The organism is Microcystis sp. M113S1 (assembly GCF_020246945.1).
Lineage (GTDB): Bacteria > Cyanobacteriota > Cyanobacteriia > Cyanobacteriales > Microcystaceae > Microcystis.
The window spans coordinates 1-4,503 of sequence record NZ_JADBSA010000062.1 but is presented as its reverse complement, the minus strand read 5'-3'; the positions used below and the strand labels follow the sequence as shown (position 1 = coordinate 4,503).

The following is a 4,503-nucleotide window of genomic DNA, read 5'->3' as shown; positions in this document are numbered from 1 at the left end:
TAGCTCTCTATAACCTGAGTATCCTAGCATTGTTCCCAGTATTATTACTAATAATACTATCCATAAAGGGTGTCTTTTTCCTTTATCTTTCCGAAAGTCCTTGACTTGTTTCAGTTTTTCTATTAAGCTCAACATATATTTTAAAAGTTGGCGGTCACTCCTCATTTTACCTGACAGTGATCGCTTTTACTTTTGATATTCTGATGGGAGAATGAATCAGCCCTAGGGGTTTGGGGGGTAGAACCCCCCAAAGGCTTGGATTGAGTGGTAAAATCGGAAGCGATGACCAATTTTAGAAGATAGTTTCCCTTTAAAAATCCCAACTCAGTAGATTTACAAAAATGAGATGCAGCCTTTAAATAGGGTCTGCTGAATAAATCTAAAAACCTTGTTGGGTAAGACTTTTAGACTTTTTTCCCCTCAAAAAGTACCTTATCGGTAAAACCCCAACCCCCAACCCCCAACCCCCAACCCCCAACCCCCATCCCCCATCCCCCATCCCCTACACCCCAACCCCCAACCCCCAACCCCCAACCCCCAACCCCCACCGAAAAACTTTTTGCCGCAAACCCTAAATACGTCTTAGCTTAAATCTTCTGATAGTTTTAAAATTGACAGAGTAGTGGGCCACCTGTGTGATAATCAAGTTCATCGATCGAGGTAGCGAAAAATAGAAGCGTCCCTAATTCAAATTTTCCATAAAAACATCTCCCTATCTACCCCACTCCCGTCTTCTATTCCCCACCGATAATGGAAATCATCGCCCAATTAGAGAAAGTTTCCTATATTTATCCCGAATCCTCCAATCTAGTGCTGAAAAATATCTCTTTAGCAATTCATCGAGGAGAATTTTTAGGTATTATCGGGCCCACAGGTGCGGGAAAAACTACTCTCTGTTTAACTCTTAACGGTATTGTCCCCCAATTTTACGGAGGGCGTTTTTTTGGTTATGCAACAGTAGCAGGTTTAGACACTTTAACCCATCCGGTTAGCACCTTGGCCCGCTATGTGGGGGCAGTATTTGAAGATCCCGAAACGCAACTTTTAGCCACTTCTATAGAAAATGAAATCGCTTTTACCTTAGAAAATTTACGGCTACCGCGAGAGGAAATTAAAGCGCGCATTCCCAAAGTTTTAGCGGCAGTCCGGTTAGAGGGAATGGAAAAAAAATCGCCGGGGGAACTATCGGGAGGACAAAAACAACGATTAGCGATCGCCGCTGCCCTCGCAGTTCAGCCCGCTTTGTTAATTCTCGATGAACCCACCTCCCAACTGGATCCGGTGGGATCCCAAGAAGTTTTCGCCACCATTAAGGAATTAAATCGCCATCTCGGTGTCACTATTGTCATGGTCTCCCACGCGGCCGAGGAAATGGCCGAATATGCCGATCGCCTTGTACTATTAAGGGATGGTGCGATCGAAGCTATGGGAACCCCAGCAGAGATCTACTCCCAAGTACAACGTTTACAGGAAAATGCCCTGCGTCCCCCGCAAGTGGCCACTACTTTTGCTTTGATCGAGCAAAACATCGGGGCGCTCGCAACGCGCTCGCTACGCGAGATCGAATCAATTCCTGTCACCCTAGACCGAGGTTTTGCCCGTTTAAACGAGCTTAAATCCTTTTACCATCAGATAACCCCAACCCCTCCCTTATCGTCGGTTTCTGACCCCTTAAACCCCATACTGAGGGTAAAAAATCTCTGCCATACCTATCCCGATGGTACTACCGCTTTGCGGGATGTGTCCCTCGATATTGCCGAAGGGGAATATCTGCTGATTATCGGTCAAAATGGGGCGGGAAAAAGCACTTTAGTCAAGCATTTTCTCAATCTTCTCTCGGCGACCACCGGTCAAGTTATGATTGATGGACGTTCGATCTCGCGTAGCGAGCGCGTTGCGACCGATAGCTTTTCTGTCAGTGATTTAGCCCGTTCGATCGGTTATGTAGCCCAAAATCCCGATAATCAGATTTTTAACACCACTGTCGAGAAAGAAGTATCATTTGCCCCGACTAATCTCGGTTATCCTCCAGAAATCGTTACCCAACGCACGAAAGCAAGTCTAGAAGCCATGGGATTGCTAGAATATCGATTCTATCATCCTCTCTCCTTACCGAAAGGCGATCGAGCGCGGGTAGTGATTGCGGCAATTTTAGCCATGGAACCGCGCATAGTTGTGTTTGATGAACCGACCACCGGCCAAGATTACCAAGGGGCTAAGGCAATTTTAGAGGTGAGTCGTCAATTACACCAGATGGGCAAAACGGTGATTGTTATCACCCATCACCTCTATTTAATGCCAGAATACGCCGAAAGAGTAATTATTATGGGTCAAGGAACTATCCTTTTAGATGCCCCAATCCGGCAAGCTTATCATCAAACCGCTCTCTTAGCCAAAACCTATCTAACTCCACCCCAAGCAGTTTTATTAGCACAAAAATTAGGACAACTTTCCAGTTATCCTAATTCTCTTTTAACTCCCCAGGAAATTGCCGATTGTTTTCAGAGGATTTAAGTAGGGTTTGCGGCAAAAAGTTTTTCGGTGGGGGTTGGGGGTTGGGGGTTGGGGGTTGGGGGTTGGGGGTTGGGGTGTAGGGGATGGGGGTTGGGGGTTGGGGGTTGGGGTGTAGGGGATGGGGGTTGGGGTTTTACCGATAAGGGACTTTTTGAGGGAAAAAAAGTCTAAAAACCTTATCCAACAAGGTTTTTAGATTTATTCAGCAAACCCTATTTAACTTTTTCTAAGATCAACTTCGAGCGCTTAACATTATCGGGTACAGGAATCGGATAATCACCATTAAAACAGGCAGTACAGAAGGTTTTCGGGTCTTCCTTCGTTGCTGTTAACATGGCATCATGACTGAGATAAGCTAAACTATCCACCCCGATTTGTGCCTGAATTTCCGCCACCGATTTAGTTGCCGCAATTAATTGCTCTTGGTTATCCGTATCAATACCATAAAAACAAGGATGAGTCACCGGAGGAGAAGATATTCTCATGTGAACTTCTCTTGCACCAGCATCGCGTAAAGCTTTAACTAATTTCCGGCTAGTGGTTCCCCGCACGATCGAATCATCAACAATAATAACTCTTTTTCCCTGTAAAACATCCTTTAAAGGATTCAATTTCATCTTAATTCCCGACTCTCTCATGTGTTGGGTTGGTTGAATAAAAGTCCGTCCCACATAACGATTTTTAATCAATCCTTCCGCGTAGGGAATATCAGAAATGCGCGAAAATCCGATCGCAGCTGGAATACCAGAATCGGGAACTCCCATCACCATATCCGCTTCTACCGGCGACTCTTTGGCTAATTGTTCCCCCAAACGTACCCGATAAGTATATAAAGATTCCTCGTGAACAATGCTATCGGGACGAGCAAAATAAATCATCTCGAAAACGCATAATTTTTTCTCCGGTTTCATGGCCCAATCCACTGAAGATAAGCCATCTTCACTAATCCAAACTAATTCCCCCGGCTGCACATCCCGCAGATAATCGGCCCCGATAATATCTAATCCGCAGGTTTCCGAAGCTAAAACATAACGGGGGGGATTGCCTTCTTCTTGCAAAACCCCAATTACTAACGGTCTGACACCATTGGGATCCCGCACCCCGATAATTCCCGTCGGTGTGCCGATAACAAGGCTGTAAGCCCCGCTACAATAGCTAAAGGCATCGATCGCCGCTTGTATCCAATCCTTGCCACTATCCACTTCCTGGCCGATAGCGACGGCGATCATTTCCGAGTCGGTGGTGGTGCCGAAATCACAACCGCGCTTTTCTAATACATTTCTTAACTCAAAAGTATTGACTAAATTGCCATTATGTGCTAGGGAAAGTTTACCTAAACGGGTTTCGATCACGGCAGGTTGGGCATTGGCGCGACGGCTAGAACCGGTGGTAGAGTAACGAGTATGACCGACGGCGTGAGTACCGGGCAAGGTTTTAAGGACAGTTTCGCTAAAAACTTGGGAAACTAAGCCCATTTCTTTGTAACAATGCACCGTTTCCCCGTCGTAGGTGGCAATACCTGCCGATTCCTGTCCTCGGTGTTGCAGGGCATAGAGTCCAAAATAGGTCAGTTTTGCTACTTCTTCCTCAGGGGCATAGAGTCCAAAAACTCCACAGGCTTCTTCAGGCTTATCGACGCGGTTCAGGGATAGGGATGAGTCGGGATGGCTAAACATGAGAGGACTGGGGTTTGGGGCTACTTTCGATACAAAATCTTAACTTATCTTAATCTATTTTTAACACCTTATTTAAGGGGATTTGGGAACAGTTATCCAGTTATCAGGTGTTGGGTGTTAGGGTTTTGGGGCGTTAGGGTTTTGGGGTGTTAGGGTTTTGGGGTTTTGGGGTTTTAGGGTGTTAGGGTTTTAGCTGAAATTCCCCATTTCCCCATTTCCCCATTTCCCCATTTCCCCATTTCCCCATTTCCCCATTTCCCCATTTCCCCATTTCCCCATTTCCCCATTTCCCCATTTCCCCATTTCCCCATTT

The 4,503-nt window shown here is 45.9% G+C and carries 3 protein-coding genes; 1 reads left to right on the top strand and 2 read right to left on the bottom strand.

All coding sequences use genetic code 11. The annotated features are described in order from the left end of the window. Positions 1 to 135: transposase family protein (locus IM319_RS03615; RefSeq protein ID WP_287684375.1), on the bottom strand; the 135-nt coding region annotated here is incomplete at its 3' end. A 615-nt stretch (positions 136 to 750) separates the two neighbouring features. Here IM319_RS03615 and IM319_RS03610 point away from each other — a divergent pair. Beyond that, positions 751 to 2,514, top strand: a complete 1,764-nt coding sequence (locus IM319_RS03610; RefSeq protein ID WP_287734673.1) for an ABC transporter ATP-binding protein — start codon at positions 751 to 753, stop codon at positions 2,512 to 2,514. 212 nt (positions 2,515 to 2,726) lie between these two features. On the opposite strand, the gene purF is transcribed toward IM319_RS03610, so the two are convergent. After that, the gene (gene purF, locus IM319_RS03605) at positions 2,727 to 4,190 is read right to left on the bottom strand and encodes an amidophosphoribosyltransferase (RefSeq protein ID WP_286827068.1); all 1,464 of its coding nucleotides are present in this window, start codon (positions 4,188 to 4,190) and stop codon (positions 2,727 to 2,729) included. Between the last annotated feature and the right edge of the window lie 313 nt (positions 4,191 to 4,503).

Bases quoted from the DNA above. Each gene is read 5' to 3' on its own strand.
- IM319_RS03610 (WP_287734673.1), top strand. From the start codon at position 751: ATGGAAATCATCGCCCAATTAGAGAAAGTTTCCTATATTTATCCCGAA.
- purF (WP_286827068.1), bottom strand. From the start codon at position 4,190: ATGTTTAGCCATCCCGACTCATCCCTATCCCTGAACCGCGTCGATAAG.